This window comes from Janthinobacterium sp. 61, from assembly GCF_002846335.1.
Lineage (GTDB): Bacteria > Pseudomonadota > Gammaproteobacteria > Burkholderiales > Burkholderiaceae_D > Janthinobacterium.
In genome coordinates this window covers 3,815,574-3,841,511 of the sequence record NZ_PJMQ01000001.1, presented here as the reverse complement: position 1 = coordinate 3,841,511, position 25,938 = coordinate 3,815,574, and the positions used below count along the sequence as shown (strand labels likewise).

Annotated in this window: 26 protein-coding genes; 17 read left to right on the top strand and 9 right to left on the bottom strand. The window is 62.7% G+C overall.

The annotated features are described in order from the left end of the window. Positions 1 to 122 precede the first annotated feature (122 nt). Complete coding sequence (locus tag CLU92_RS17495) at positions 123 to 1,700, top strand: M48 family metalloprotease (protein ID WP_373918948.1); 1,578 nt, start codon at positions 123 to 125, stop codon at positions 1,698 to 1,700. Between the two features lie 3 nt (positions 1,701 to 1,703). Here CLU92_RS17495 and CLU92_RS17490 read toward each other — a convergent pair whose 3' ends face one another. The 4 genes from CLU92_RS17490 to CLU92_RS17475 all read right to left on the bottom strand — a co-directional run bounded on the left by CLU92_RS17490 (position 1,704) and on the right by CLU92_RS17475 (position 4,013). Next, complete coding sequence (locus CLU92_RS17490; RefSeq protein ID WP_101482934.1) at positions 1,704 to 2,294, bottom strand: DUF2946 family protein; 591 nt, start codon at positions 2,292 to 2,294, stop codon at positions 1,704 to 1,706. Further along, the gene (locus CLU92_RS17485; protein ID WP_373918241.1) at positions 2,287 to 3,312 is read right to left on the bottom strand and encodes a YheT family hydrolase; all 1,026 of its coding nucleotides are present in this window, start codon (positions 3,310 to 3,312) and stop codon (positions 2,287 to 2,289) included. The genes CLU92_RS17490 and CLU92_RS17485 overlap by 8 nt, the downstream gene beginning before the upstream one ends. Further along, positions 3,312 to 3,737 (bottom strand): nuclear transport factor 2 family protein, encoded by a 426-nt coding sequence (locus tag CLU92_RS17480; RefSeq protein ID WP_101482932.1) that lies wholly within the window; start codon positions 3,735 to 3,737, stop codon positions 3,312 to 3,314. Before CLU92_RS17480 ends, CLU92_RS17485 begins: the two co-directional genes overlap by 1 nt. 81 nt (positions 3,738 to 3,818) lie before the next feature. Beyond that, positions 3,819 to 4,013, bottom strand: a complete 195-nt coding sequence (locus CLU92_RS17475) for a zinc-finger domain-containing protein (protein WP_070220739.1) — start codon at positions 4,011 to 4,013, stop codon at positions 3,819 to 3,821. Between the two features lie 271 nt (positions 4,014 to 4,284). Between CLU92_RS17475 and CLU92_RS17470 the strand changes: the two genes are divergently transcribed. From CLU92_RS17470 to CLU92_RS17420, 11 genes are all read left to right on the top strand, one after another. Next, a complete protein-coding gene (locus CLU92_RS17470) occupies positions 4,285 to 5,007 on the top strand; it encodes an AzlC family ABC transporter permease (protein WP_101484744.1) in 723 nt (240 codons plus the stop codon). Further along, a complete protein-coding gene (locus tag CLU92_RS17465; RefSeq protein WP_101482931.1) occupies positions 5,000 to 5,350 on the top strand; it encodes an AzlD domain-containing protein in 351 nt (116 codons plus the stop codon). Before CLU92_RS17470 ends, CLU92_RS17465 begins: the two co-directional genes overlap by 8 nt. Before the next feature lie 77 nt (positions 5,351 to 5,427). Next, the gene (locus tag CLU92_RS17460; protein ID WP_101482930.1) at positions 5,428 to 6,639 is read left to right on the top strand and encodes a phosphoglycerate kinase; all 1,212 of its coding nucleotides are present in this window, start codon (positions 5,428 to 5,430) and stop codon (positions 6,637 to 6,639) included. A 120-nt stretch (positions 6,640 to 6,759) separates the two neighbouring features. Further along, the gene (gene pyk / locus CLU92_RS17455; protein ID WP_101482929.1) at positions 6,760 to 8,208 is read left to right on the top strand and encodes a pyruvate kinase; all 1,449 of its coding nucleotides are present in this window, start codon (positions 6,760 to 6,762) and stop codon (positions 8,206 to 8,208) included. A gap of 80 nt (positions 8,209 to 8,288) precedes the next feature. Continuing rightward, on the top strand, positions 8,289 to 9,353 hold the full coding sequence (gene fba / locus CLU92_RS17450; RefSeq protein ID WP_010401625.1) for a class II fructose-bisphosphate aldolase: 1,065 nt from the start codon (positions 8,289 to 8,291) through the stop codon (positions 9,351 to 9,353). Between the two features lie 104 nt (positions 9,354 to 9,457). Continuing rightward, on the top strand, positions 9,458 to 10,351 hold the full coding sequence (locus tag CLU92_RS17445) for a phosphoribosylaminoimidazolesuccinocarboxamide synthase (RefSeq protein ID WP_101482928.1): 894 nt from the start codon (positions 9,458 to 9,460) through the stop codon (positions 10,349 to 10,351). A gap of 1 nt (position 10,352) precedes the next feature. Further along, entirely contained in the window at positions 10,353 to 10,859 is a 507-nt protein-coding gene (purE, locus tag CLU92_RS17440) for a 5-(carboxyamino)imidazole ribonucleotide mutase (protein ID WP_101482927.1), read from the top strand. A gap of 15 nt (positions 10,860 to 10,874) precedes the next feature. Continuing rightward, positions 10,875 to 12,071 carry a 5-(carboxyamino)imidazole ribonucleotide synthase gene (locus CLU92_RS17435; protein ID WP_101482926.1) on the top strand — a complete coding sequence of 399 codons (1,197 nt, stop codon included), beginning with the start codon at positions 10,875 to 10,877 and terminating at the stop codon, positions 12,069 to 12,071. Then, positions 12,068 to 13,087, top strand: a complete 1,020-nt coding sequence (locus CLU92_RS17430; protein WP_101482925.1) for an L-threonylcarbamoyladenylate synthase — start codon at positions 12,068 to 12,070, stop codon at positions 13,085 to 13,087. Before CLU92_RS17435 ends, CLU92_RS17430 begins: the two co-directional genes overlap by 4 nt. 242 nt (positions 13,088 to 13,329) lie before the next feature. After that, positions 13,330 to 14,715 carry an SGNH/GDSL hydrolase family protein gene (locus tag CLU92_RS17425; protein WP_101482924.1) on the top strand — a complete coding sequence of 462 codons (1,386 nt, stop codon included), beginning with the start codon at positions 13,330 to 13,332 and terminating at the stop codon, positions 14,713 to 14,715. Positions 14,716 to 14,807: 92 nt separating this feature from the next. Then, positions 14,808 to 15,494 carry an OmpW family protein gene (locus CLU92_RS17420; RefSeq protein WP_180338536.1) on the top strand — a complete coding sequence of 229 codons (687 nt, stop codon included), beginning with the start codon at positions 14,808 to 14,810 and terminating at the stop codon, positions 15,492 to 15,494. 39 nt (positions 15,495 to 15,533) lie between these two features. On the opposite strand, the gene CLU92_RS17415 is transcribed toward CLU92_RS17420, so the two are convergent. Continuing rightward, positions 15,534 to 16,040, bottom strand: coding sequence for a flavin reductase family protein (locus tag CLU92_RS17415; RefSeq protein ID WP_101482923.1), 507 nt, complete (start codon positions 16,038 to 16,040; stop codon positions 15,534 to 15,536). 176 nt (positions 16,041 to 16,216) lie between these two features. On the opposite strand from CLU92_RS17415, the gene msrA reads away from it, so the two are divergent. Further along, positions 16,217 to 16,750 (top strand): peptide-methionine (S)-S-oxide reductase MsrA, encoded by a 534-nt coding sequence (msrA, locus tag CLU92_RS17410; RefSeq protein WP_101482922.1) that lies wholly within the window; start codon positions 16,217 to 16,219, stop codon positions 16,748 to 16,750. Between the two features lie 27 nt (positions 16,751 to 16,777). On the opposite strand, the gene CLU92_RS17405 is transcribed toward msrA, so the two are convergent. Both CLU92_RS17405 and pdxH read right to left on the bottom strand, forming a co-directional pair. Next, positions 16,778 to 18,013, bottom strand: coding sequence for a cyclopropane-fatty-acyl-phospholipid synthase family protein (locus tag CLU92_RS17405; RefSeq protein WP_101484742.1), 1,236 nt, complete (start codon positions 18,011 to 18,013; stop codon positions 16,778 to 16,780). A gap of 126 nt (positions 18,014 to 18,139) precedes the next feature. Then, positions 18,140 to 19,339: a pyridoxamine 5'-phosphate oxidase gene (pdxH, locus tag CLU92_RS17400; RefSeq protein ID WP_101482921.1), complete on the bottom strand. Its 1,200-nt coding sequence runs from the start codon at positions 19,337 to 19,339 to the stop codon at positions 18,140 to 18,142. A gap of 112 nt (positions 19,340 to 19,451) precedes the next feature. Between pdxH and CLU92_RS17395 the strand changes: the two genes are divergently transcribed. After that, positions 19,452 to 20,309 carry a tRNA threonylcarbamoyladenosine dehydratase gene (locus CLU92_RS17395; protein WP_257561111.1) on the top strand — a complete coding sequence of 286 codons (858 nt, stop codon included), beginning with the start codon at positions 19,452 to 19,454 and terminating at the stop codon, positions 20,307 to 20,309. A gap of 10 nt (positions 20,310 to 20,319) precedes the next feature. On the opposite strand, the gene thpR is transcribed toward CLU92_RS17395, so the two are convergent. Continuing rightward, on the bottom strand, positions 20,320 to 20,838 hold the full coding sequence (gene thpR, locus CLU92_RS17390; RefSeq protein WP_166674686.1) for an RNA 2',3'-cyclic phosphodiesterase: 519 nt from the start codon (positions 20,836 to 20,838) through the stop codon (positions 20,320 to 20,322). 94 nt (positions 20,839 to 20,932) lie between these two features. Between thpR and CLU92_RS17385 the strand changes: the two genes are divergently transcribed. From CLU92_RS17385 to CLU92_RS17375, 3 genes are all read left to right on the top strand, one after another. Continuing rightward, entirely contained in the window at positions 20,933 to 21,397 is a 465-nt protein-coding gene (locus tag CLU92_RS17385; protein ID WP_101482918.1) for an FKBP-type peptidyl-prolyl cis-trans isomerase, read from the top strand. Positions 21,398 to 21,493: 96 nt separating this feature from the next. Then, positions 21,494 to 22,426, top strand: coding sequence for a cysteine synthase A (cysK, locus tag CLU92_RS17380; protein ID WP_101482917.1), 933 nt, complete (start codon positions 21,494 to 21,496; stop codon positions 22,424 to 22,426). Positions 22,427 to 22,569: 143 nt separating this feature from the next. Next, positions 22,570 to 22,971, top strand: coding sequence for a DUF2809 domain-containing protein (locus CLU92_RS17375; protein WP_101482916.1), 402 nt, complete (start codon positions 22,570 to 22,572; stop codon positions 22,969 to 22,971). Between the two features lie 85 nt (positions 22,972 to 23,056). Here CLU92_RS17375 and CLU92_RS17370 read toward each other — a convergent pair whose 3' ends face one another. Continuing rightward, entirely contained in the window at positions 23,057 to 25,870 is a 2,814-nt protein-coding gene (locus CLU92_RS17370; protein WP_101482915.1) for a pitrilysin family protein, read from the bottom strand. Positions 25,871 to 25,938 lie beyond the last annotated feature (68 nt).

Genomic DNA, 25,938 nt, shown 5'->3' with positions numbered 1-25,938 from the left:
ATGGGCGCCGCTAACAAGGTATGATAGCACCCGTGAATTCAAAAACTACCCTTCCGATCGTACTTGAAAACGCCGGTGCGGCATGGTTGCGCGGCTCCCGGCGCGCATCCGCGCTGCTTGCATTGTGGCTGGCGGCGCCGTTTGCGCTGGCGCAGACCTATACGTCCGCGCCGACGGCGCCGGCCCCCAGTGTGGCGGCCAAGACGGCCGGCAGCTGGACGCCGCTGGCCGTGCCGCCAGCGCCAAACTTGCCGAACCTGGGCGATACCTCGCGCGATGACCTGTCGCCGGCGATGGAGCGCAAGATCGGCGAGGAAATCATGCGCGGCATCCGCGGCGACCGCGACTACCTCGACGACGCTCCCTTGCTGGAATACCTGAATACCTTTGGCAACGCCCTCGTGGCGGCGCGACCCAGCGTGCGCGGGGAAACAAATTACGACTATTTCTTCTTTGCCGTGCGTGATCCCCAATTGAACGCGTTTGCCTTGCCCGGCGGCTTCATCGGCGTCCATTCGGCGCTGGTGCTGGCGGCGCAAACGGAGGCGGAACTGGCATCCGTGCTGTCGCACGAGATCGGCCACGTGGCGCAGCGCCATATCGCACGCATGCTGGGCCAGCAGCGCCAGGATGCCTTGATGCCGCTGGCGGCCATGCTGCTGGCGGCGCTGGCATCGCGCGCGGGCGGCGATGTGGCGCTGGGCGTGTTTGCCGCCGGCCAGGGCCTGGCCATCCAGCGCCAGCTCAATTTTGGCCGCGACGCCGAACGCGAGGCGGACCGCATCGGTTTCCAGATCATGGGCGAAGCCGGCTTCGACACCACCGGCATGGTGGCCTTCTTCGGCCGCATGCAGGCGGCCAGCCGTTCGTACAGCGACCTGATGCCCGCCTATCTGCAGACCCACCCGCTGACGACGGAGCGCATCGCCGACATCCAGGCGCGCATCCGCGAGCAGCCTTACAAGCAGCGTCCTGACAGCCTGAGTTTTCACCTGGCCCGCGCCCGTGCCCGCGTGCTGCAGGATGAAAGCGTGCAAGGGTTGTTGAATGCCAAGGCGGTGTTCAAGACGCAGCTTGAGCAGCAAAGCCGCTTCCAGGTGGTGGCCGCCCATTACGGCTTGTCCTTTGTCGCCGTCAAGCAGGGCAAGCCGGCCGAGGCGCAGAAGGAACTCGACGCGGCCAATGCCGCCCTGCACCGGCCGGCCGGGCCGAATGTGTTTACTTCGGGTGGCACGCAGGGTCCCAATTCGCTGCTGGCGGCGATGGCGCTGGAAGTGCTGCTGATGCCGGCGCAGAAGAAGGAGGTGGCGCAGCAAGCCCTGAAGGCGGCCGATGCGGCGCGCCAGCAGTTTCCCCTCTCGCGTGGCATTGCCCACCAGTATGCGGAAGCGTTGATGGCTGCCAGCAAGCTGGAGCAGGCTACCTTGTACCTGCGCGACCAGGTGCAGCTCTACAAGGAAGAGCCGGAACTGTATGACTTATTGGCGAAATCGTATGCGGACCAGGGCAAAATGACTTTGCAGCACATGGCGCTGGCCGAATCCTACGTGCTGCAGGGCGCCACCATGGCCGCGCTGGACCAGCTGACGATCGCCCGTAAATCGACGGACGCGACTTTCTATGACCAGGCCGTGATCGATGCGCGCGAGCGTGAACTGCAGGAAAAGCGCCGTGAACAGATCAAGGACCAGAAGGGCTAGTGCTTATTCGGCTTGCGGCGCGCGCTGGAAGCCGAAGGTTTGCGGCACGCTGGCGTAGGCCAGCGGCTGCACGGCAATCTCCTTGCCGTCATGCAACAACACCAGGTTTCCCTGAGCATTTTCCAGCCAGGCCAGCAGGGCCTCGTCTCCGGCCACCTGTCCGTCGACGCGCAGCGACGGCAGCACATGCGCCATGTCGCGGTCATCGACCTGCGCCACGCTGTCGCCCTGGCGCAGGATCAGCGCGCCGTTGTCGCACAGATAGGCGGCATCGATGGCCGCCAGCGGCGCGCCTGTCTGCAAGATGAAACCGTGCTGCGGATCGCTGCGGGCGATATACGGCGTCGCTTCCAGGTTCAGGTAGACGCGCTGCGGGCCATTCTGGAAAAACCAGCAGCCGCGTTCGTCATGGTCGTAATTACGGTTGATAAATCCCAACAGGGCCACGTGGGCGATCTTGTCACCCGGCAGTTGTTGCTGTTGCGCCTGCTGGTCGCGCATGCGCCAGTTGCCGCGGGCGTCCAGGCCCAGCCAACCGTAGCAGTGGGGCACGTTGGGCCATTTGGCCAGCGCCTGTTTGACGAGTTCATCCATGTGTAGCGTTTTCCGTGTGCGTTTGCAAGCTAGCAGCGTGACAGCTTTGTGGTGCCGATGGCGCCGTGTTGCCGCCTTCAAAAAAATGCATCAAGCGCTGCGGCAGCCAGCGTGTACTTCCCGGCAACTTGCCTGCGGCAAAGCCGACATGGCCGCCGTGGCGGGGATACTCGAGCATGACCTGCGGCGCTGCTCGGCGCGGCAAGTAGCGCCCGGGCAGGAAGGGATCATTTTGCGCATTCAGCACCAGGGTCGGCACGGTGATGTCCTGCAAGACGTGCTTGGCGCTTGCGCGGTGCCAGTAATCGTCGGCGTCGCGGTAGCCATGCAGGGGCGCCGTGACGACATTGTCGAAGGCGTGCAAGTCGCGCGCGGCCAGCATGGCATCGCGCGCAAACAGGCCGGGAAACTGCTCCAGCTTGGCCAGGCATTTGGGCTTGAGCGTGTTCAGGAACATGCGCGTGTAGAGCCGGTTGGCGCCCGAAGACAGGGCCTTGCCCCCTTGCGCCAGATCAAGGGGGGCGGACACGGCTGCGGCCGCATCGATGAAATCGGCCTGGTGCTGCGACTGGCCCAGCCAGCACAGCAGGGCGTTGCCGCCCAGGGACACGCCTGCCGCGTAAAACTTGCCTGTTGCGCGCGGGCGCAGGCGCTGCACGATCCAGTCCACTTCCTGCGCATCGCCCGAGTGGTAAAAGCGGGGTGCCAGGTTGGCTACGCCCGAGCAGCCGCGGAAATGCGGCACGGCGCCCGACCAGCCGCGCGCCGCCACCTCGGCCATCAGGGCGCGCGCGTAGTGGCTGCTTGATGAACCTTCCAGCCCATGGAACAGCACCACGAAGGGCTGGCCCGGCTGGCCGTCGACCAGGTCGACGTCGACGAAATCGCCATCGGGCGCTTGCCAGCGTTCGCGGCGGAAGGCCACGGCCGGCTTGGCGAGACACACGGCCGGGTAAATCGTCTGCGCGTGGCCGCCAGGTAGCCAGAGTGGCGCGGTATAGGACAAAGGGAAAGTCATCAGTGCAGGATCTGCGCTCCCGTGGCGTCGGCCGGCGCACCGCCGGGGGCAACGGAGGCGTGGTGCAGGACGATGCGCCAGCCGCGCGGCGTTTTCACGTACACGTTCGTGGCCAGCAGGTGCGCCGGACCGCCTTCCTCCTGGGTGACGCCTTCGACCACAGTGTGCACGGAGCTCATCAGATTGTGCGTTTCATGCAGCTGCGTGGGCACGATGTGCAGGCCGCCGCCCGCCAAAATGGTTTCCCACGAGGCGCGGATGGCGGCATGGCCGATCAGGCGCGCGCCGCCCGGGTGGATGCAGACGACCTCTTCATCGTCGGCCCACAGCGCCATCAGCGCTTCGAGGTCGGCGCGGTGCAAGGCATCGTAGAATGCCGCTTCGACTTCGGCGGCGCTGCCATTGAGTTCTTTCAGACGTTTCATGACGACTCCGGCTTGAGCGGTATACAAGACACTCAGAGGTGCAAATGAAAACGGCGCGCTGGAGGCGCGCCGCTGGGCAGTTTAATGATGGCCGGCGCTGGCGCCTTCCTTCAGGGTATACGCCGTGCCGCAGTAGGGGCACTTGGCGATACCGTCCTTGTTGAATTCCAGAAACACGCGCGGATGCGACGACCACAGCGGCATGGCCGGGTTAGGGCAGTGGGCTGGCAAGTCTTTACCGTCAAGTTCGACCGCTGGCTGGGTGGTTTTTGTCATCTTGTCATGCTCCGTGAGGCTGTATGGATGGAAGTCGGCTGCTGCCAAAAGTACGATTTTAACGGATTCAGGCAGACAGCAAAAATCATGGCTAAAATGGCGGCTCGATTATCTGCGGCTGCGGCGCGGTTTTTTTGTGGAAATATGGCAGCTGCAGCGCCACACTGACTGGATTTGCCTTGCTGGTATCACCGTTGCGTAGCACTACTGCGCGCACCACTGTTGTGCAGTTACCACACTCCGTCTGCCGGAGTCCCGCGTGAGCGCCGTCATGGCCGACAAGGACGACGGCCTGCTGAAGGATGCCTGGCGCGCCGGCCTGAAACTGGGTGCGCCCAGCATGCTGGGCATTGCCGCCTGGGGCATGGTGGTGGGCGTGGCCATGGTGAAAAGCGGCTTGACGGTGACGCAGGCGGTGGCGATGACCCTGTTTGTTTTTGCCGGCTCGGCCCAGCTCGCCTCCCTGCCCCTGCTGGCCGCGCACGCGCCCGTGTGGGTGATCTTCGCCACGGCCCTCGTTGTCAATTTGCGTTTTGTTATCTTTTCCGTGTTGCTCGCGCCCCATTTCGCCCATCTGCCGTGGCGCCAGCGCTTTGCGCTCGGCTATGTGGCGGGCGACATCACCGTGGGCCTGTTCCTGCAGCGCTACCCCCATGAAACGCCGGACCCGGCCAAGCTGCCCTTCCTCAAGGGGCTGGTTTACCCCAACTGGCTTGCCTGGCAAATCGGTTCCTTCATCGGCATCTTGCTGGGCGCTGTCGTGCCGGTCGAATGGGGGCTGGGTTTTGCGGGCACCCTGGCGATCCTGTGCGTGACGGTGCCGCTGATCCTCAGCCGCGCCGCCCTGTGCGGCGTGCTGGTGGCGGGCACGGTAGCCGTGCTGGCCTTCAGCCTGCCGTATAAACTGGGCTTGCTGCTGGCCGTGCTGGTGGGCATGGTCAGCGCCATGGCCGTGGAAGAATTGACAGAAAAATGGACAAAACGCCATGTTTGACGGCATAGACTGGGGCAGGAGCGACGTGTGGATCGCCATCGCCGTGCTGGTGGTGGCCACGGCCGCCACGCGCAGCACCTTCTGGCTGATCGGCCATCACATCAGCATTCCGCGCCGCGTGGGCGAGATGCTGCGCTATGCGCCGGCCTGCGCGCTGGCGGCCATCATCGCGCCCGACCTGCTGATGGACGGGCAGCAAGTACACTTTGAATTATCGAATTTGAAACTCTTGTCGGGTATTGCCGCCACGCTCTTTTTTGTGATCCGCCGCAATATGCTGCAAACCATTGTGTTTGGCATGCTGGTTTTCACGGGCTTGCGACTGTTGCATGTTTTTCAGTAAAGCAGGACAAATCGGGGATGTGCGCTGGGCATTGCGGTAAAATAGCGCACTTCCTTCCACTCGTCATCTGGATCGCCATGTCAGCTGTTCTCAACTTCATCCGTCTGCAAGATTTGATCGACCAAAATGCACTGCAAGGCAAGCGCGTGTTTATCCGCGCCGACCTGAACGTCCCGCAAGATGACAGTGGCAAGATCACCGAAGACACGCGCATCCGCGCCTCGGTGCCGGCCATCCGCGCCGCCCTCGACGCTGGCGCCTTTGTCATGGTGACGTCGCACCTGGGACGTCCGGCGGAAGGCGAGTTCAAACCGGCTGACAGCCTGGCGCCAGTGGCTGCCCGCCTGTCCGAGCTGCTGGGCCAGGAAGTCGCACTGAAACAAGACTGGGTCGATGGCGCCGGCCTGGAAAACACGGCTGCCGGCCAGGTGGTCCTGCTGGAAAACGTGCGCGTGAACAAGGGCGAAAAGAAAAACAGCGATGAGCTGGCGCAAAAAATGGCCAAGCTGTGCGATATCTACGTCAATGACGCGTTCGGCACGGCCCACCGCGCGGAAGCATCCACGCATGGCATCGCCAAGTTTGCCCCCATCGCCTGCGCCGGACCTCTGCTGGCCGCCGAACTCGATGCGCTGGGCAAAGCTTTGCACGCACCTGCCCGTCCCTTGCTGGCAATTGTTGCTGGTTCGAAAGTATCGAGCAAGCTGACCATCCTGAAAGCCCTGTCCGACAAGGTCGATAATCTGATCGTCGGCGGCGGCATCGCCAACACCTTCATGAAAGCTGTCGGCTTGAACGTGGGCAAGTCGCTGGTGGAAGCGGAGCTCGTCGAAGAAGCCAAGGCCATCATCGAGATCATGGCCAAGCGCGGCGCGCAAGTGCCGATTCCTGTCGATGTCGTGTGCGCCAAGGAGTTTTCGCCTACGGCCGCTGCCACCGTCAAGGACGTGGCCGATGTGGCGGACGACGACATGATCCTCGATATTGGCCCGAAAACGGCCGCCTTGCTGGCACAGCAGATCGCCGCCGCCGGCACCATCGTGTGGAACGGTCCCGTGGGCGTGTTCGAATTCGACCAGTTCGGCAACGGCACCAAGACCCTGGCGCTGGCCATTGCCGAATCGAAAGCATTTTCCATCGCTGGCGGTGGCGACACCCTCGCGGCGATTGCCAAATACGACATTACCGATAAAATCAGCTATATCTCGACGGGCGGCGGCGCTTTCCTGGAGTTCCTGGAAGGCAAGACTTTGCCGGCCGTGGAAATTCTCATGCAGCGCGCTGCTTAATTCGGCAGCAGTCAGCATTTCAGTACCAAGCGCAGCCTGACCGCTGCGCTTTTACCTTGCCGGGCGGCGCAGCCGCCAGGTCTTGCTCAGCTAGCGTCTTGTTGGCGCACAAGGATTCCTATGCCACGCGGTACAAAAATCGTAGCAACAATCGGCCCCGCCTCCACCGACTTCGACATCCTGGTGAAGATGATACGTGCGGGTGTCGACGTGGTGCGTTTGAATTTTTCCCACGGCAAGGCGCAAGACCATATCGACCGCGCCGCACTGGTGCGCCTGGCGGCGGCCGAATGCGGCCGCGAAGTGGCCATCATGGCCGACATGCAAGGGCCGAAGATTCGTGTCGGCAAGTTTGAAAACACGCGCATCGAGCTCGAAGCGGGCGAACGCTTCATTCTCGACGCCAAGTGGGGCGAAAATGGCGAACTGGGCAACCAGGAACGGGTAGGTCTCGATTACAAGGCCCTGCCGCGCGACTTGCACAAGGGTGACGTGCTGCTGCTGAACGACGGCCTCATCGTGCTGATCGTCGAACGCATCCACGGCAGCGAAATCCACACCACCGTCAAGATCGGCGGCGAGTTGTCGAACAACAAGGGTATCAACCGCCAGGGTGGCGGCCTGTCAGCGCCCGCGCTGACGGCCAAGGATATGGAGGATATCAAGACGGCCATGAGTTTCCAGGCCGACTATTTGGCAATTTCCTTCCCGAAATGCGCAACCGACATGGAAATGGCGCGCCAGCTGGCCAATATCGCCGGCGAACCGTACCACCACAAGCCGATGATGATCGCCAAGATCGAGCGTGCCGAAGCCATTCCTGCACTGCAAGAGATTCTCGACGCGTCCGACGGCATCATGGTGGCGCGTGGCGACCTGGCCGTCGAGGTGGGCAACGCGGCCGTGCCGGCCCTGCAAAAGCGCATGATCAAGATGGCGCGCGCGTCGAACAAACTGGCCATTACTGCCACGCAGATGATGGAATCGATGATTGTCAACGCCGTGCCGACCCGCGCCGAAGTGTCCGACGTGGCCAATGCCGTGCTCGATGGCACGGACGCCGTCATGACGTCGGCCGAGACGGCGTCGGGCAAGTACCCGATCGAGACGGTGGAAATGATGGCCGCCATCTGCGTCGAGGCGGAACAGTCCGAATACAACAAGCTCGATGCCGATTTCCTCAACGTCACATTTACCCGCATCGACCAGTCGATCGCGTATGGCGCCCTGTTCACGGCCCATCACTTGCGCGTCAAAGCCATCGTGGCGCTGACGGAATCCGGTTCCACCGCCTTGTGGATGAGCCGCCACAGCATCGACACGCCGATCTACGCGCTCACACCCAGTGTCACCACTTTGCGCAAAGCCGCACTGTACCGCAATGTTCGGGCGTATCATCTGATGCAGAACGCCCCCAGCGCGCAAGTGCTGAAGCAGGCGGAAGAGCTGCTGGTGGCGCAGGGCATTGTCAGGAAGGGCGACATGATCGTCGTCACCTGGGGCGAGCCGATGGGCCAGGTGGGCGGCACGAATGCATTGAAGATTGTGACAGTCGGCGAGTTTGAATAAAGGCCCAAGAATTCAGGCGCCGGCGCGGTTATCGACCGCGAAGCGCCGCAACAGTTTCTATTGTTCTCTGGAGTATTACCATGTCTCTCGTATCCATGCGTCAACTGCTGGACCATGCCGCCGAAAACGGTTATGGCATTCCTGCTTTCAACGTCAATAACCTGGAGCAAGTGCAAGCCATCATGGCTGCCGCCGATGCGCTCAACAGCCCGGTGATCATGCAGGCGTCTGCTGGCGCGCGCAAGTACGCCGGTGAAGCCTTCCTGCGCCACCTGATCGACGCCGCCGTCGAAGCGTATCCGCACATTCCCGTCGTCATGCACCAGGATCACGGCCAGTCGCCGGCTGTCTGCATGGCCGCCATCCGCTCGGGCTTCACGTCCGTGATGATGGACGGCTCGCTGGAAGCGGATGGCAAGTCGGTTGCTTCCTACGAATACAACGTGGAAGTATCGCGTGAAGTGGTGAAATTCTCGCACGCCATTGGCGTGACGGTGGAAGCGGAACTGGGTGTGCTCGGTTCGCTGGAAACCATGAAGGGCGACAAGGAAGACGGCCACGGCGCCGACGGCACGATGACCCGCGAGCAACTGCTGACGGACGTGGCGCAAGCGGCCGACTTCGTGCAGCGCACCCAGTGCGACGCCCTGGCGATCGCCATCGGCACCTCGCACGGCGCGTACAAATTCACGCGCAAGCCGACGGGCGACATCCTGGCCATCGACCGCATCAAGGAAATCCACGCGCGCATTCCGAACACCCACCTGGTGATGCACGGTTCCTCGTCGGTGCCGCAGGAATTGCTGGCCATCATCCGCGAATTCGGCGGCGACATGAAGGAAACCTACGGCGTGCCAGTGGAAGAAATCCAGGAAGGCATCCGTCACGGCGTGCGCAAGATCAACATCGACACCGACATCCGCCTGGCGATGACGGCCGCGATCCGCAAGTACCTGTTTGAAAACCCATCGAAATTCGACCCGCGCGACTTCCTGAAGCCAGCCCGCACCGCTGCCGAGCAAATCGTGCGCGCGCGCATGCAGGCCTTCGGCTGCGAAGGCCAGGCGTCGAAGATCAAGGTCATCACGATGGAAAAAATGGCCGAGCGCTACAAGGCCGGCGAGCTGTCGCAAATTGTGAAGTAAAATTCTGTCTGGAACGGGCCGGAAGCAATGCTCCGTGCCCGATTTTCTCGACCGGCGGGCATCCCCCGTCTGCCGGTTTCGTTTCATCCAACTATTCCCCCGCTATGAACAGCCTCTATCAGACTTCCATCCACTCCCTGCCATTGCTGGGCCACGGCAAGGTCCGCGACAATTACGCCGTCGGCGACGACAAGATCCTGATCGTCACCACGGACCGCCTGTCGGCCTTCGATGTCGTCATGAACGAGCCTATCCCCGGCAAGGGCAAGGTCCTCAACCAGATGAGCGACTTCTGGTTCGAGAAACTGGGCCATATCGTGCCGAACCACCTGACCGGCGTGGCGCCGGAATCCGTGGTGGCAGCAGATGAAGTGGAGCAAGTCAAAGGCCGCGCCGTGGTGGCCAAGCGCTTGAAGCCCATCATGGTCGAGGCGGTCGTGCGCGGCTACATCATCGGTTCGGGCTGGAAGGATTACCAGGACACGGGCAGCATCTGCGGCATTCAATTGCCAGCGGGCCTGCAACAGGCGGAAAAACTGCCGGAACCGATTTTCACACCGGCGGCCAAGGCCGAGCTGGGCGAGCATGACGAAAACATCAGCTTTGCGGAAATGGAACAGCGCATCGGTGCCGACCTGGCCGCCAAGATGCGCGATGTCGCCATTGCCCTGTACAAGACTGCCGCCGAGTACGCAGCCACGCGCGGCATCATCATTGCCGACACCAAATTCGAATTCGGCCTGGACGACAATGGCGTGATGCATTTGATGGATGAAGTGCTGACGGCCGACTCGTCGCGTTTCTGGCCTGCCGATTCCTACCAGCCTGGCATCTCGCCGCCGTCATTCGACAAGCAATTCGTGCGTGATTACCTGGAAACGTTGACTTGGGGCAAGACCGCGCCGGCGCCTGCGCTGCCGGCCGATGTCATTGAAAAAACCCAGGCCAAGTACTTCGAAGCCATCGAACGCCTGACGGGCGAGAAGCTGAAGGCCTGAGATGAGTGAGCACAAGTTGAACCCCAAGCCGCTGGTTGGCGTCATCATGGGCTCGTCCTCGGACTGGGAAGTGATGCAGAATGCGGTTGCCATCCTGAAACAGTTTGGCGTGCCGTACGAGGCGCAAGTCATTTCCGCGCACCGCATGCCCGACGAGATGTATGCGTACGCGAAAAGCGCGCGCGCGCGCGGCTTGCGCGCCATCATCGCCGGCGCCGGTGGCGCGGCCCACCTGCCTGGCATGGTGGCGGCGATGACCATCGTGCCCGTGCTGGGCGTGCCCGTGCCGTCGAAATACCTGCGCGGCGAAGATTCCATGCTGTCCATCCTGCAAATGCCCAAGGGCGTTCCGGTAGCCACCTTCGCCATCGGCGAAGCGGGCGCGGCGAATGCAGCGCTGACGGCGGTGGCGATGCTTGCCGCCAATGACGACGCCCTGGCCGACCAGCTGGAAGCCTTCCGTGCCACGCAAACGGCCGCCGCCAAGGCCATGGTCTTGCCTGAATAATGTGTTTGAAAAATAATGAATAGTAAATCGACTTCCCCATTGCTGCCTGCCGCCAACCCACCGGCGTGGCTGGGCGTGATGGGCGGCGGCCAGCTCGGCCGCATGTTTGCCCAGGCCGCCCAGAGCATGGGCTATCAGGTTGCGGTACTGGAACCGTCCGATGCCTGCCCCGCGGGGCAGGTGGCGCAGCGTCTGGTCAATGCCGGCTACAGCGACCTTGACGGTCTCGACGCGCTGGCGGGGCAATGCCTGGCCGTCACCACGGAATTCGAGAACGTGCCGGCCGACAGCCTGTCGCGCCTGGCCGAGCGGGTCTTCGTGGCACCGAATGCGCATGGCGTGTCGGTGGCGCAAGACCGCATCGCGGAAAAGCGTTTCTTTGTCGACTGCGCGGACAAGTCCGGCGTGTTGCCGGCGCCGCACATGGTGATTGCCACGCAGCACGATATCGATGCCATCCCCGACGACTTGCTGCCGGGCATACTGAAAACCGTACGCATGGGCTATGACGGCAAGGGCCAGTTCCGCGTGCGCACGCGCGACGAGGTGCGCGCCGCCTTTGCCGAAATGGGCGAGGTAACTTGCTTGCTGGAGAAAATGCTGCCGCTGGCGTACGAAGTGTCCGTGCTGACGGCGCGCGGCGTGGACGGCGTATCGGTCGTGTATCCGATCGCCGAAAACGTGCACCGCGATGGCGTCTTGTTTACGACCACCGTGCCGGGGCCGAACGTGTCGGACGACTGCGCCGCCAGGGCGCAGCGGGCGGCGCAAGCCATGGTCGCGGAACTCGGCTATGTCGGCGTGCTGTGCATCGAATTTTTTGTGCTCACCGACGGCAGCCTGGTGGTCAATGAAATGGCGCCGCGTCCGCACAACAGCGGCCATTACACGATGGATGCCTGTGTCACCAGCCAGTTCGCGCAGCAGGTGCGGGCCATGGCGCGCTTGCCGCTGGGCGACGTGCGCCAGCATTCGCCGGCCGTGATGCTCAATATCCTGGGCGATGTCTGGTTTGCCGACGGCAGCGAGCTTGCCAGCGAACCGGCGTGGGACCAGGTGCTGGCGCTGCCGGGCGCCTGTTTACATCTGTATGGCAAGGACGATCCGCGCCGCGGGCGCAAGATGGGCCACCTGACCTTCATCGCGTCCAGCCTGCAAGAGGCGCAGCAGCGCCTGCGCGACGCTTGCCTGATCCTGGGAATCGCGCCGTGACCTTGCCCGCACAAGACCTGGCTGCGGCCGCCGCCGTGCTGGAAGCGGGCGGCCTCGTCGCTTTCCCGACAGAAACGGTATATGGCCTGGGCGCCGATGCGGAAAACCCGGCCGCCGTGGCGCGCATTTACGAAGCCAAGGGTCGTCCATCGGACCACCCCGTGATCGTGCATGTGGCGCCCGGTGCCGACTTGGCGCACTGGTCCGATGACATTCCGGTCGAGGCGGAACAGCTGGTGGCCGCTTTCTGGCCCGGTCCGCTGACCCTGATCGTCAAGCGCGCCGCGCATATCCCGGACGCCGTTTCCGGTGGCCAGGATACGGTGGGCTTGCGCTGCCCGTCGCACCCGGTGGCAATTGCCTTGCTACGCAGCTTCAAGGGGGGCAAGGGCGGCCTGGCGGCGCCGTCGGCGAACAAATTCGGCAATGTCAGCCCCACCACGGCGCAACACGTGCGCGATGAATTCGCGGTAGAACTCGACAGCGGCTTGCTGGGCCTCGTCCTCGATGGCGGGCAGAGCGACGTGGGCATCGAGTCGACCATCGTCGACCTGTCGCGCCTGGCCACGCACGGTCCCGTACTCTTGCGTCCCGGCCATATCAGCAGCGAGCAGATCGCCGCCGTCATCGGCCGCGCACCAGCCATGGCCGACGCCGCTGCGCCGCGTGCCTCGGGCACCCTGGAATCGCATTACGCGCCACATACGCCTGTTGCGATGCAGCACAGCGACGACGTGCGCGCCACCTTGAACCGCCTGCTCAATGACGGACGCCGCGTGGCCCTGATCCATTACTCGGATCTGCCGCCGGCCAGCGCCAGCGTACGCCTGGTAGCCAGCCCGGAAAATTACGCACATGCGCTGTATGCCTCGCTGCGCACGATGGACCAGGTCGGCGCTGAGCTGATACTCGTCGAAGCACCGCCCACCGGCCCCGAGTGGTTGGGCGTGAATGACCGTTTGCGGCGTGCCGCGTTCGGCTCAAGTGGTATCTTGCAGCAGTTTCTGTCCGCATGATGAAAAGCCCCGCAAGGGGCTTTTTCTTGATGCAGCGCAATAGCGATGCTTGCCACGAAACATCTTAAATCCCCCATAATTCATGCAATCACCCTGTCGTGACAGGGCGCTGCCAGTGTTGTTATTTCGTTGATTTTTAAAACATATTTTCTATACAAGCCTGAGGAACGATGGCATATTAGTTGGGTAGCGAATAGCACGCCCGTTCGTTTAGAAACCAGAAAAAAGACCGAGGAGACAAAATGCATCAAACAAAATTCGCGCTGGCCGTGCTGGCTGCGGCTGTCCTGGCAGGTTGCGGCGGCGCCAGTGGCGGTGATCAAGCCTTGAAAGTCAAATACACGGCGCAGGTGTCGTTCGGCGACAGCCTGTCCGATGTCGGTTCGTATGCCGTGGGCACGGTGCTGGCGAAAGGTGGCGGCAAGTTCACCATCAATGGCGACAATACCAAGATCAATCCTGAACTGACGGGCAAGAACTGGACCGAGCACTTGGCCGCGCAATTTGGCCTGGCCGTGCCGTGTGCCGCCGAGACTGGTCTGGAAGGCAATGCGGCGCAAGGCTTGTCCGTGGCGCGCGTCAAGCATGCAGGCTGCTACGGCTACGCCATGGGCGGCTCGCGCGTGACCAATCCGGTTGGCCCGAACAATAAGCTGACGGGCAGTGCGCTGGGCGCTTTGACCGTACCCGTGGTGACGCAGATCGCCAATCACCTGGCTGTGTCAGGCGGCAAGTTCAGCGGCACGGAAGCCGTTTTCGTGATGGCAGGTGGTAATGACGTGCTGTACCAGCTGGGTGCATTGCAAGCGGGCGCGACCGCTGCTGGCCAGGCCGCTGGTGCTGCTGCGGGGGCACAAGCCTTCGCCACCAACCTAGCGCTGGCCCTGGCGGCCGGCGCTACCAATCCGGCCACGGCCGCAGCCTCCATCGGTGCCGCCATCAAAACGGCCAGTGCGGCGCCGGGCGCGACATCGACGACCATCGTCGGTGCTGCCGTGCAAGCCGCCGTTATTGCTGGCAATACGAATGCCCCATCGCTGGCCGCCGCTGCGGCCGCCAAGGCGCAAGCCGATGCGACGGTGACGGGCAATGCTGCCGGCGCCAAGGCAGGTGCCGATTACGCCGCGGCTCAGGGGCCGTTGCTGGTGACGGCGATGGGACAGGCAGGCAAGGAGCTGGTGGCGCTGGTCAAGGACCAGATCATCGCCAAGGGCGCCAACTACGTGATAGTCAACAACCTGCCTGACGTGGCCGGTACGCCATCGGGCTTGAGCAAGGATGCCAATACCAAGGCGCTCATCAACGCCATGGTCAGCGCCTTCAATGGCGAACTGAGCGCCGGCTTGAATGGCAATGCGAAAGTATTGCTGGTCGACGTGTTTGCCGTCAGCCATGACCAGGGCGTCAATCCCGGCCCGTATGGCTTGACCAACGTCAGCGAGACGGCGTGCGATTTGAGCGCGCCAGGCAATATCCTGGGCAGCTCGCTGGTGTGCAATGGCACGAACCTGAAAGCGGGCGATGTCAGCCACTACTCGTATGCCGACGATGTGCATCCTACGCCGTTCAACAATCTGTTGCTGGCCCGTTATGTGGCCAAGGACATGGTCGTGCGGGGCTGGCTGTAAGGAATGGCCGTGCCGGCTGCGTCCGCGGGACGCGGCTGGCAGTGACAAGACTGGATAGCTGAACTATCCGCACATAATGATCAGGAGACAAGATGAAGAATCGTTTGAATACCGCTGTACGCGTGCTGGCCGCCGCCGCCGCGATGGCCATGGCGACGGGCGCTTCGGCGCAAAGCGCAGGCACCTGGATGGTCAAGGCTGGCGTTAACAAGATCACGCCGCATGTCGACAGTGGCGACATTTCCGCACCGGCACTGCCGGGCACGAAAGCCGACGTCGAGGCCGATACCAAGCCCATCCTGAGCTTTGCCTACATGCTCACGGACAATATTTCCGCTGAAATGATCCTGGGCGTGCCATACAAGCACGACCTGCTTGGCGACGGCTCCATCAAGGGCACAGGCAAGCTGGGCACGGCGGAAGTCTTGCCGCCGACGGCCTTCATCCAGTACCGTTTCTTCCAGCCCAATGCGATGATCCGTCCATACGTGGGCGCGGGCTTGACGTATGCTTATTTCCAGAAGGAAACCGGCTCGGGTCAGATGACGGCCTTGCTGGATCCGGGTGGAAAACCAGTGACCTATCGCATGGACAACAAGCTGACAGGCAGCCTGGTGGTCGGCAGCACCGTGGCCTTCAACGAGCGCTGGTTTGCTGACGTAGCCGTGGTCAAGACCTACCTGAAAACCAAGGCGAAATTCTCGACGGGGCAGACGCAGGACATCAAGCTCGATCCGGTTGCCGTGAGTGTCAGCATCGGGTACAACTTTACCCTGTAAAACAAAAAATCCGCCTCGGCGGATTTTTTTTTGTCCCGCTCAGGCTGGCGGTGTATTGAACTTTCCATTATGGAAGATCAAGGGCGGCTGCGCGGCAAACGCACATTGTTCCACTTCGCCCACGAAAATGACGTGGTCGCCTTCCGGATAGCGGCTGCGGTTGTGGCATTCGAACCAGGCCGATGCGCCTTTCAGGATGGGCTGGCCCGTGCGCGACAGTTCGTATTCGACGTTGTCGAAGGGATTCGGCGTGCGGCGTGAAAAGCGCGTAGCCAGTTCCGCCTGGTCGGCGCCCAGCACGTTGATGACGTAATGCGAGTTGCCGCTGAAAATGGGCATGCTGTTCGCCACGGAACCGAGGCTCCACAGCACCAGGGGCGGCGATAGCGAGACGGAATTGAAGGAACTGGCCGTCAAGCCACGGAAACTGCCGTCGGCCAGGCGCGTCGTAATGACCGTCACGCCGGTGGCAAACTGCGACAGTGCCTGGCGGAAATGTGTCGTATCGAATTCTTGCGCTGGCGCGCGGGGAGAGCGTGTGTTCATGGGTGACCTGTCTATTTGCTGACATTATGCCAAAAATCGGCCACGCCAGCGCAATCGTCGTCGGCATGCCCGTATGTGCGGTGCACCACGCGCCGTTTCTAGCGGCGCTGCAGACCACGGCGCTTTGCGTTACAGTAGTGAAATGACAAGGCGCAGCAGCATTGCGGGAGGACATCATGGATCAGCAGACGGAAGTGGCGATACTGGGCGGTGGCTGTTTTTGGTGCCACGCCGCCGTGTTTGGGGAAGTGCGCGGCGTGACGCGCGTCGCGTCCGGCTATACGGGCGGCAGCGTGCCCGATCCCACGTATGAACAGGTTTGCACGGGCGACACGGGCCACGCGGAAGTGGTGCGCCTGGAATTCGATCCCGCCATCATCCCTTACCACGACTTGCTGGAAATTTTTTTTACGCTGCACGACCCCACCACCGTGAACCGGCAGGGTAACGATGTCGGCACGCAATTCCGTTCCGTCATCTATTACCAGTCGCCCGAGCAGGAAAAAGTGGCGCGCAAGGTACTCGCCGAGATGGCCGGCGTGTGGGATGCGCCCATCGTCACGCAACTGGCGCCGGCGCAAGCTTTTTATACAGCCGAGGATTACCACCAGAATTATGCAGAGCAGCATCCCTTGCAGGGGTATTGCGCGCTGGTCGTCGCGCCCAAGGTGGAGAAATTCCGCGCCATGTATGCGGGGCGCCTGAAGTGAGGCAGCCTCCAGCGCCGCGCGCGCCTGTCAGGTCGTGAGCACGGGCGCGGGCCTGGCATCGCGCGCATACATGTAGTTGCGCGACCAGGGCAGGTTGGTGGAACGCCTTCCCGCCTTCACGCAGACGATCTGGTACAGGCTGATCAAATCTTGCTCGAAGGCATAGGCGCAGCCGGCCAGATAGACGTGCCAGATGCGGAAGCGCCGTTCGCCCGCCAGCGGACGAATTTGCTCGGCGTTGGCTTCGAAATTCTCCGTCCACAGGGCGCAGGTGCGCGCATAGTGGCGCCGCAGGTTTTCCACGTCCAGCACTTCCAGTCCCCCTTGCTGCATGGTCTTGAGCACATTGCCGATGTGCGCCAGTTCGCCGTGTGGAAACACATATTTCTCGATAAATTCCCCGCCGCCATACGGCGTTTCGCCATTGTCCGGGTCGGTGGAGGTGATGCCGTGATTCATCGCCATGCCATCGGGTGCCAGCAGCTTGTTAATGATGGCAAAGTATTCGGGCAAGTGTTTGAGGCCCACGTGCTCGAACATGCCCACGCTGGTGATGCGGTCGAACTGGCCCGTGACGTCGCGGTAATCTTGCAGGCGGATATCGATCAGGTGCGCCAGGCCGGCCGCCGCCACGCGCTCGCGCGCCAGCGCGTACTGGTTTTCCGACAGGGTCACGCCCACGCAGCGGGCGCCATATTGCTGTGCGGCACGGATGACGAGCGCGCCCCAGCCGCAGCCGATATCGAGCAGGGTCTGGCCCGGCTGCAGCTGGATTTTCTTCAGGATATGGTCGATCTTCTTGACTTGCGCCTGCGCCAGGGTTTCATCGCCATCTTCAAAATAAGCGCAGGAATACACGAGGCCGGGGTCGAGGAATTGCTCGTAGAAGGCATTCGACACATCGTAGTGGTAGCGGATGGCTTCGGCATCCTTGCTCTTGTCGTGCGTAAAGCTGCGCACGATGCGGGCCAGCTTGCCTTCCGGTTTCAGGGTGTTGCGGGCGAGGGCATTGCAGATGGAAATCATGTCCATCGCCGTGCCCTTGACCTCGATATTGCCTTCCACATAGGCCGAACCCAGATTGGCCAGCGAGGGGTTCAGCAGGTAGCGGGCCGAGGCGACTGTCGGCAGACGAATGGTCACGCGCGGCACCTCGCTGGACAGGTCGACATGCTGGCCATTCCACAATTCTATGCGGAGCGGCAAGGCGGTCTTGCTGCGAATGCTGGCGATCCAGGACCTGAGTTGGTTTTGTACAAACAAAATGGCCTCCAATGAAGCGGCCCCAGCTGGGGCTGCAAATTGAGAAACAATGTTATTTAGTAACTTCTACCCTCATAGCCTACACCTATATTGACCAGCTTGCTTTGCACAGCCTTGACTGCGCGCTTATGGTTGCAAGCGCTGCATGCTCCATTGCCCGTCAGCACCGCGCGTAAACACGATGCGGTCGTGGAAGCGCGAGCGGCGTCCCTGCCAGAATTCGATGCGTTCCGGCTGCAAACGGTAGCCGCCCCAGTGGGCTGGGCGCGGCGGCTGGGTGTCGCCGAGAGCGGCGGCGACGGCCTCGTAGTTGCTTTCCAGTGCGGCGCGGCTGTCAATGGGCGTACTTTGCTGCGAGGCAATCGCCGACAAGCGGCTTTGCAGGGGACGCACATTGAAATACTCGTCGCTCTCGGCAGCCGTGGTTTTCACCACCGTGCCTTCGATGCGCACTTGCCGCTCCAGTTCGCGCCAGAAGAACAGCAGGGCGGCGTGCGGATTGTGTTCGAGCTGCTGGCCCTTGTCGCTGTTGTAATTCGTGTACCAGGTAAAGCCGCGCTCGTCGAACTGCTTGATCAGCACGATGCGTGAGCTGGGCTTGCCGTCGGGACTGACGGTGGACAAGTCCATCGCATTCGGTTCCATCACCTGGGCCTTGACGGCCTCGGCAAACCATTTCTGGAACTGGGCGATGGGATCTGCCAGCACATCGGTCTCGCTCAGGCTCGATTGCACGTAATCGGTGCGCATGGCTGCCAGTACGGCGGCTGCGTCCGGCACTTCAGGCGCATCCGGCACGATGCCTCGGCGGCGCTGCATGGCTGTGCCAAGCTGCTCCATCTGCTGCGCGCTGAACAGGCGCTTGGCCATGGGCGCCAGTTGTCCTTCTTCCTTGGCCATGTGGGCCTGGTAGGCGGCCACGTAGTCGCGCACGCCATCGTGCGACAGCTGCGAGTTCGTGCCGGCCGCGATGGCGTCGAGTTCCGGGCGCAGGGTCAGCCAGGCCTGGTCCATGCGCTGGTGGTCGGCCAGGATTTCCGGCACCAGGGTCGCAAGCAGGGCCGCGTCGTCGCCCGTGGCCGTCGCCTGCAACATGGGCATCAGGTCCTGTTCTTCATCGTCATGGTGCAAATGGGCGGCTTTATTGAAATATTGCAACACTGCCTTGGCCGCCTGTTGCGCTTCCGCCGTGTTGCCATGCTGTCCCAGGTGGCCCAGCAGGTTTTGCAGGGTCGTCAGTTGCTTGCGGATCTTGTCGTGGCAATGCTTGAGCACGGCGATGGGCTGGTCAAAGCCGGGAACTGAGTCGAACAGGGGAGAGGTCATGGCAAGTTCTCGTGGTGGGCGGTGTGGGGGCGCGGCGACAGTTGCTCTTGTCGCTGTGTCAATTCGGCTATTTTAGAATATCTGCCTGCGCAGTGTCCGTTAAAATGGCGCCATGCATACCTCCACCAATGAACTAATTTCCATGGACTTGACCGAGATCGATTTTGAACGGCGTTTCGGCGGCATAGCCCGCCTGTATGGCGCCCCCGCGTTGGCGCGCTTCCGCGCCGCCCATGTGGGTGTGATCGGCGTGGGCGGGGTCGGTTCCTGGATCGTCGAAGCGCTGGCGCGCAGCGCCATCGGCCGCCTGACCCTGATCGACCTCGATAATGTTGCCGAATCGAACATCAATCGCCAGATCCAGGCCATGAGCGACACCATCGGCAAGGCCAAGATTACAGCCCTGGCCGAGCGCATCGAACTGATCAACCCGTTTTGCCAGGTCACGCAGATCGAGGATTTTATTACCCCTGATAACCTGGAGCAATTGCTGGGCGGGCGCGATTTCGACTACCTGATCGACGCCATCGACAATGCCAAGGCGAAAGCGGCCGTGATCGCGTATTGCCGCGCGCGCAACATTCCCATGCTGACCATCGGCAGCGCGGGCGGGCAGACGGACCCGACCCTGATCGCCGTGCGCGATTTGTCGAAAACGGAGCAGGAACCGCTGCTCAAGCGAGTACGCAAACTGTTGCGCACGGAATATGGTTTCCCCCGTGGCGTGAAAAACAAATTCAACGTCGACGCCGTGTTTTCCATGGAACCGTTGAGCACGCCCGAGAGTGCCGAAGCGTGCGCCATCGATGGCAGCACGCCTGCCGGCGTGACGGGCTTGAATTGCGCCGGTTTCGGTTCCAGCGTGGTGGTGACGGCCAGCTTCGGCATGGTGGCGGCTGCCCATGCGCTGAAAAGCTTGCGTCAGGACAAGCTTGCCGCGGTGCCAGTGCCAGTGCCGGACGCCGCCTAAGTCGCGCTGTTTAGGTCAGCTTGCGGCTGGCCAGGATGCGATAGTCGCCGCTGCTCTTGATCGATTCCACCAGCACCAGTTCGTCCGCCTGCCAGGCGATGGGCGCGAAGTCCTGGCTGGCTGGCGGCGGCGCCTGGCGCGCCAGGGTCACGTGCGGCGTAAAACGGTCGTGCTCGAAGCGGGGCGCCAGTCCCTGTTCTGCCAAGCCGTGCATGCAGGCAGCGCGCAAGTCCAGCAAGGCGGGCGAGGCCTGCGCCAGCGCGGCCCAGGCTAGCGCCAGCTGGGGGAAGTGGCTGGCGTGATCGAATACCAGGGGCATGGCGCGCGCCGGCAAGTGCCCCAGTAGCTCTTGCAGGGCCGGCATAGCGCTGGCCGGGCGCTGCCCCAGGAAGGCCAGGGTCAGGTGCAGTTTCTCTGCGCGCACGGGCTTGCCTTGCAAGGGTGCCTGCCAGGCGGCCAATGCCGCGCGCGTGGCCGCGTCGGGCCACAGGGCGTAAAACAGACGGGGACAATGTGTATCGGGCGACAAGTTTTTCCTATCGTTGCAGCGGTTTGCTATTATTGGCATTCCCTGCCGGTTGGCTGGCCAGGGATCTCACCGAAACTCACTGAAAGAATACATCATGACGCGTAGCTCCGTTTTGTTTGCCCTGATCTGCTCCGTCGCCGCGTCGCTGGCGCAGGCACAGGCGCCAGCGCCTGTTCCCGCCTCCGCCGTCTCGCTGAGCCCTGGCCCTGTCGCCGATAAATTGATTCTGATCGACAACAAGGTCGGTACGGGCAAGGAAGCGTCCGTCGGCAGTAACGTCACCGTGCACTACACGGGCTGGTTGTACCGTCCCTTGGCGAAAGATTCGCGCGGCAAGAAGTTCGACAGCTCCGTGGGCCGTGGCCCGTTTGACTTCCCGCTTGGCAAGGGCATGGTCATCAAGGGCTGGGACCAGGGCGTGGCGGGCATGAAAGTGGGCGGCAAGCGCACCCTGATCATTCCAGGCGAGCTGGCCTATGGCTCGCGCGGCGCCGGCAATGGCGACATTCCGCCGAACTCGGCACTGATCTTCGACGTGGAATTGCTGGACGTTAAGTAATTGTTCACTTTGGCGGCGGCGCATGCTCGCGCTGCTGCCATCAGCGCTCTGAAACGCGGTAGACTGGGGTTTCTTGAAATAGCGGAGATTGCTTCCATGAACATCGCCAACGACGTCACTGAACTGATCGGCAACACCCCCCTGGTGCGCATCAACCGCATCGCCGCCGGCAGCGTGGCCACCATCCTGGCCAAACTCGAATTCTACAATCCCGCCCACAGCGTCAAGGACCGCATCGGCCTGTCCATGATCGTCGCTGCTGAAGCGGCGGGCAAGATCCATTCCGATACCGTCATCGTCGAGCCTACCAGCGGCAATACGGGCATCGCGCTGGCCATGGTGTGCGCCGCACGCGGCTACCGCTGCACCCTCGTCATGCCCGACACCATGAGCCGCGAGCGGCGCATCCTGCTGCGCGCCTATGGCGCCGAACTGGTGCTCACGCCCGGCAGCGAAGGCATGCTGGGCGCCATCCGCAAGGCCGAGGAAATGGTCGCGGCCGATCCGCGCTACCTGATGCTGCAGCAATTCAACAATCCCGCCAATCCCGCCATCCACCGCGCCACCACGGCCGAGGAAATCTGGCGCGACACGGATGGTCAAGTCGATATCGTCGTCGCCGGCGTGGGCACGGGCGGCACGATCACCGGCATCGGCGAGGTGCTGAAGGAACGCAAGCCTGGTCTGCAAGTGATTGCCGTGGAACCGGAAGCGTCGCCGATGCTGTCGAAAGGCACGAAAGGGCCGCACCCAATCCAGGGCATCGGCGCCGGTTTCGTGCCGCAGATACTCAACACGGCCATCTACGACGAAATCATGTGCGTCAAGAACGACGATGCCTTCGCCACGGCGCGTCTGGCCGCCAGCGATGAAGGCTTGCTGGTCGGCATCTCGTCGGGCGCCGCCCTGTGGGCTGCCCTGCAAGTGGCGCAGCGTCCGGAAAACGCGGGCAAGACCATCGTCACCATCATCCCGTCGTTTGGCGAGCGCTACCTGAGCACGGCCTTGTACGCGGGCCTGGGCGACTGAGCGTTGTCCCGCCCGGCGGTGCAGCGCAAGGGTGCCGGTTGAACTTGCCATGGCGAAATATGCGCCAGGCTGGCACGGCAGGCGCAGTACAATATCGGACGGGCCGCAATGGTTCGGCCCGAATTGTGTCTTTGAATGGAAATATGTTCCTGGTAAAACCTGAACGCCGCCGCCTGCTGCAGGTGGGCGCAACCGTGGCTGTCATCGCGCTGGGCCTGGCCTCGCGCGCTTATCCCCAATTCCTTCCCGCCGCGCTCGGCAAATATCCGGGCGACGCCCTGTGGGCCATGATGATCGTCTTTGCCCTGGGCGCGATCGCCACGCGCATGCGCACGTGGCAGCTGGCGCTGACTTCGCTGCTGATCTGCTTTGCCGTCGAATGTGGCCAGTTGGTCCAGGCGCCATGGATCGTCGAGCTGCGCGCGCATCCCCTGGGTCACCTGGTACTGGGTTCCACCTTCGGCTGGGCCGACTTGATCGCCTACACGGCCGGCGTGGCCGTGGCGGCGTTCATCGACAAGCTGGCGCTGTTCAAGCGCCGCTGAGCTTTGATATGTGGGGCCAGTTCCTTCGGAATCGGCATGCGTCCCATTGGGACACATTCCCCTGACGGGACTAGCCCCATCAGTATCACTTGACGTTACCCTCCGCGTCGCGCAATTCCACGGGTGCCAGTTTGAGTTTGCTCAATTGCGGGGCGATCTTCGCCTTGTCGCCCACGCCGATGACGATCAGCTTTTCCGGCTGCAGGTATTTCTTCGCTATCTGCTGCACCTGCTTGTCCGTCACGCCCGCAAAGCGCTGCGGCAGGGTCGCGTAGTAGTCCAGGCCCAGGCCGTAGATATACACATTGGCCATGCTGGCACTGATGCTGGCATTCGTCTCGAACTGGCCCGGCAGCGACAGCACCTGCGAATTGCGCGCATTCGACAATTCCTTGGCCGTTAACGGCTTGGCGATCATGGCGCGGATTTCCTTGAAGGTTTCCGACACGGCCGGACCCGTCACGTCGGTGCGTACCCCTGCCGCGATGGAGAACGGTCCCGGCTGGCTACGGTACTGGAATTGCGAGCGCACGCCATACGTGTAGCCCTTCTCTTCGCGCAAGTTATTACTCAGCCGGCTCGTAAACAAGCCGCCCAGCGCCGCATTCATCACTTGCAGCGGCGCATAGTCGGGCGTCGTGCGGGCCACGGCGATGGTCGACAGGCGCACGGCCGTCTGCGGCGCGCCCGGCTTGTCGACCAGGATCAGCCTGGCTTTCGTCGTGGCCGGCGCCGCTGTCACGGACGGCGCCACCGTGCCAGCCTTCCAGCTGCCGAACTTGGCTTCGGCCAAGGCCTTCAATTCCGAGGCGCCGATATCGCCCGAGACGATCAGGGCCGCATTGTTGGGTACATAGTGCTGCTGCCAGAACGCCTGCAGGTCGGCGCGGCTGGTGGCCTTCAGCGCCGCTTCCGTGCCCAGCTGGATGGTGCCGTACGGATGTTGCGGACCATACAGGGCCGCCGCTTCCACGCGGGCCGCCACGGCCCCCGCGTTTTCGCGCTGCTGCGCCAGTTCGCCGATGCGGCTGGCGCGCTGGCGCTCCACCTCGGCCGAGGGGAATTGCGGGTGCTGCACCACATCGGCCAGCACGTCGAGCGCTTGCGGGAACGTGGTTTTCAGCGAAGTCAGCTGGGCGAACGAGGCATCCGCACCGGAACCCGTGCCCAGGAAAGCGCCCAGTTGCGCCACGTCGTCGGCGATCTGCGGCGCGCTGCGCGTGGCAGTGCCTTCCTGCAGCATTTGCGCCGTAAAGCCCGACAAGCCCGGCTGCGCCAGCGGATTGGCGCCCGAGCCGCTTTTCACCACCAGCTGGCTAGCCACCAGCGGCACGGCAGGGTTGTAATTGTGGATCACCGTCAAGCCATTGCTCAGGGTGAAGGACGTCGCTTGCGGCAGCACGATCTTCGGCGCCGGACCGGCTTTCGGCACGGTACTGCGCCATGGCTCGTCCGCATTGATGGCCGTGCCTGGCGCCGCCTTGACCTTGCCCGGTGCCGGTGTCGCCACTTCCGCGCCCAGGTCCGGCGTGCCCGGCACGCCATACACGACCACGCGCGCCTGGTTTTTCAGGTAGGTGTCGACGGCGCGCTTTACGCCGGCCGCCGTCACCTGGCGGTAGCGTTCGATATCCTTGCCCAGGTAGCCGGGGTCGCCCAGGTACTGGTTGTACTGGTTCATCATGTTGGCGTTGCCACCCACTTTTTCCACCTGGCTCAGCATGGCGGTCTCGATGCTGTTGCGGGCCCGCTCGATTTCCTTCTCGGTGGGGCCCTTGGCACGCAACTGCTCCAGCTCCGCCTGCATGGCTTGCTCGATTTCCTCGGGCTGGTGGCCGGGACGGGCCGTCACGTCGATGGTAAACACGGAGGTGAGGGCGTTCGAACTCTGGTTGGCGCCCACGTCCTGCGCTATCTGCTTGTCGTACACCAGGGATTTGTACAGGCGGCTGGACTTGCCGCCGGCCAGGATTTGCGCGGCCATCGACAGTTCCGCGTCATCCTTGGCGTAGGCGGACGGCGTCAGCCAGGCCATGAAGACGCGCGGCAACTCGACCCGGTCCTGCACCACGACTCTGCGTTCCTGCGTGATGGGCGGCGTCACGACATCGGGCTTGGCCACGGCGGGGCCGCTCTTGAAGCTGCCAAAGTATTTGTTGACCAGTTCCTTGGTCTTCGCCTTGTCGATATCGCCGGCGATCACCAGGCTGGCGTTGTTGGGACCATAGTATTTGGTAAAGAATTCCTTGATGTCGGCCAGTTTGGCATTCTGGATATCCGCATGCGAACCGATGACGCTGGCGTAATACGGGTGGGTTTTCGGGAACAGCTGGTGGTACAAGGCTTCCTGCACGATGCCATAGGGCGCATTTTCCACGCTCTGTCGGCGTTCGTTGCGCACCACGTCCTGCTGGTTTGTCAGCGCCGTCTGGTCGAGTACGTCCAGCAGATAGCCCATGCGGTCGGAATGGGCCCACAGGGCCAGTTCCAGTTGGTTCGACGGCACCGTGTCGAAATAATTGGTACGGTCGAAATCCGTGCTGCCGTTCGAATCGGTGGCGCCCGCGCCTTCCAGCAACTGGTCGGCCATGCCGCGCGGCACATGCTTGGTGGCGGCAAACATCATGTGCTCGAACAAATGCGCAAAGCCCGTCAGCCCCGGCGCTTCATTCGCGGGACCCACGTGATACCAGACATTGACGGCCGTGACGGGCAATTTATGGTCTTCCACCAGGATCACGTCGAGGCCATTCGGCAGCGTGTATTTTTCGTAGGCAACATCTGGCACGGCCGTGGCTGCGGTCGCGGCGGCCGCACCGGCGGCGTGGGCGAGGGTGAGCGGGGCGCCGTACAGCGACAGCATCAGGGCGGGAATGGCCAACAGTTTGATCGGTTTCATGCATGCTTCCAGGCTAGGGTGGGGGAAGATGCTGCGGCTCGCTCGTGGCTGGCGCAGCGCGATGGTGC